Source organism: Clostridium bowmanii (assembly GCF_018861315.1).
Taxonomy (GTDB): Bacteria; Bacillota; Clostridia; order Clostridiales; family Clostridiaceae; genus Clostridium_AD; species Clostridium_AD bowmanii.
In genome coordinates, this window is sequence record NZ_JAHLDL010000083.1 from 1 (window position 1) to 2,616 (window position 2,616).

General features: G+C 31.2%; 2 protein-coding genes and 1 pseudogene. All 3 read right to left on the bottom strand.

The genetic code is table 11. The features are described from left to right. Positions 1 to 207: 207 nt before the first annotated feature. Complete coding sequence (locus tag KPL51_RS22845) at positions 208 to 447, bottom strand: hypothetical protein (protein WP_216166702.1); 240 nt, start codon at positions 445 to 447, stop codon at positions 208 to 210. 1,433 nt (positions 448 to 1,880) lie between these two features. Beyond that, positions 1,881 to 2,087 (bottom strand): transposase domain-containing protein, encoded by a 207-nt coding sequence (locus tag KPL51_RS24605; protein ID WP_376770109.1) that lies wholly within the window; start codon positions 2,085 to 2,087, stop codon positions 1,881 to 1,883. 24 nt (positions 2,088 to 2,111) lie between these two features. Then, positions 2,112 to 2,495: pseudogene (locus KPL51_RS24610) on the bottom strand (IS66 family transposase); the annotation flags it as partial. Positions 2,496 to 2,616 lie beyond the last annotated feature (121 nt).

A 2,616-nucleotide genomic window follows, 5' to 3' on the forward strand; every position in this document is an offset into this window, starting at 1 on the left:
ATAAAAATTCATATAGAGGAAATGTAGGGTAGGAACTTATCCGAAATATAACACCCATGGAGTTAGTAGGTTACGAGGACGTCGATGTGGGGAATTTTAAGAGTGATCTTAGAAGCACGTGATTTCAATCATGTGAGGTTCACTGGTTAGCTAATATATAAATTAAATAATATATTTCAAAATAAAATAACCAAGGATTCACCCTGGTTATTTTACAGCTTTCAATTTTGCTATATCATTCCAATTGCTACTTGTTATAATTTCAACGTTGCTAATATCTTTTCTAATCCCCTCAACATTGCCCTTAATATGAGATATATCATTGGCCATTTTATCACGTTCAGCCTTGCTTACTTCTGCTGAATGCTCAAGGGCTTTGACTATTTGATATGTTTCATCTTGTTTAATTTCTAGTCTCTTTAATATTTCTAATATTTCTTTATCCATTTCATTTCACCACCCTTCATTATATCATATTTGGATATAGAATAATAAATTCATTATGGACGCCATATTTACCAATAAATTTACAACTAATAGTTACCTAATGCTCTTTACTTGACATATTAAGTCTAATATGATTATTGTCAGCTCATTGTGGTTGTACTTTTAACATGTTTAATATTGTTAAAGTTCTATGTTAAAATGTTAAATCCTTTAATTTTAAAATCAAAGTTAAATTTAACTGAAAAATAATCAGCCATATTTTTTCTCTTTCTTATTAAAATCCAAAGAAAAATAGAGTGCATCAACCTACGGAGGCTTTAAATCAATGGTTTGACTATGATATAGGCTAAATTGCTGCCATGGATAACTATTCTAATGTTACAAGAAAATAAACTAATCTATTATATACAATTTTGAAAAGAATTTTTCCGACGCGCTTGAGTAACCGTCGAAAAAATTCATAATCTGATTGTGTTTTAAACATCTAAACCCTTGAACCTATTGATTTACCTTGACTATGTCTACGATAGTTTCTATGTGAGGGGTATGTTTATATCCCGTATTTTAGCTTATCTAAATATATTTTATAATACTTTGTGAGCATTGATATAATACCATATATGAGGTACATAATAATTTTTAAGCACTAAAATTATTTGATTATATCTAAACGTATTTTATGGACCGTCGGAAAATGGTCGGAATTTCCACCACATCATTGAATTTTATGCTTCTTTTAATCAATGCTTTTATATTAACTAATTGTATCTAATAATATCTTGTGTGACAGTGGCAAACGGGTGGCACTGCCACCATAAAACTCAACTTTAGTATTTAACCTGCATACCATATATCAGCCCATTAATATTTCTACATTTATACTTAACATTCTATAAAATAGTGCGTATGCTTCTATTTCCCTTAGTCATAAATAATTATAATCTACTCCGGCTTATACGTCAACAGTGTTAAAGATAAATGATACAGATAGATTAAGGTTTGATGGGGTTTTTAAAAAGTTCGACGTCTCGACCTTATTCTTTAACAGAGAGGAATTTTTATAAAATATGATTTTATAATATATCTTACATTCCTTACTCTTATCAATTAAATATTCATTTTTCCAGCTTCCAATTGTAAGAATAATGGGAAGTTGGCATCTACCTCATTGCGTAATTTTTATGCTTGCTGCACATAATATCATAAATGGGATTATCTTTTTATACATTGCTAAAAAAATTATATATTTACCCCTACCTTCTGAAGTTCAACTATGGTCAACATAATATTATTGTTTTCTTATTCGAATTCCTAAAGCTTCTTCATACACACTTAACTGTAAGTGTCAAACCTTACCCACCTTCTTAAATACATACATTCATGAAAAAATAGAAACAAAAGACCCCCATCTTACACTTAAGAGGGGGATTGATTTATGCTTTTGCACTCTCTAAATTTTCAGCCTCTGCTTGAGCTGGTGCTTTACAATTTTCGGGTATAGTATCTGACCAAGGAAGTAACTTATCCAATGAATTCATGTTAGTTACATCAGTATTAGGAAGTTGTTCGAAAAGGTAAGTTAAATATTCATAAGGCTTTAAATCATTTTCTTCTGCCGTTTCGATGATACTATAAATTATAGCACTAGCCCAAGCTCCGCGTTGAGAATCACTGAATAACCAATTTTTTCTTCCAATTACAAAAGGTTTTATTGATCGTTCAGCTCTATTATTAGTTAGCTCCAGTCTTCCATCCAAGAGAAATGCTTCTAAGTTAGTCCATTGATTTCTACAATAAGTAATGGCCTTTCCTAGCGCACTTTTGGGTAGCACTCTCTTGCTTTGTATATTAAGCCATGACGAAAAAGCCTCCAACAGAGGTTTGCTTTTTTCTAAACGAGTCTCAAAACGTTCTTCACTCGTTAGAGTTGATGTAGCATGTTCTATAGAAAAAAGTTGGTTACAGAAGTTCAATCCCTTTGTAGCTTCCAGCGCCGCTTTACTTTTTTTATCTGGCATCGCTTTTAGAGAATCTGTAAAGTATCTTCGGGCATGACTATTATTCGAGAAGTGAGATAATAGTCATTATCCTAGAAATATGATTATCCGAGAAAAATTTCCGTATATTGCATAAATACACGATTTTTTGATTATCTTCTCAGATAATGGT

What these genes read in the sequence shown, in the direction of transcription:
- KPL51_RS22845 (WP_216166702.1), bottom strand. Translation starts at nt 447, where the DNA reads ATGGATAAAGAAATATTAGAAATATTAAAGAGACTAGAAATTAAACAA.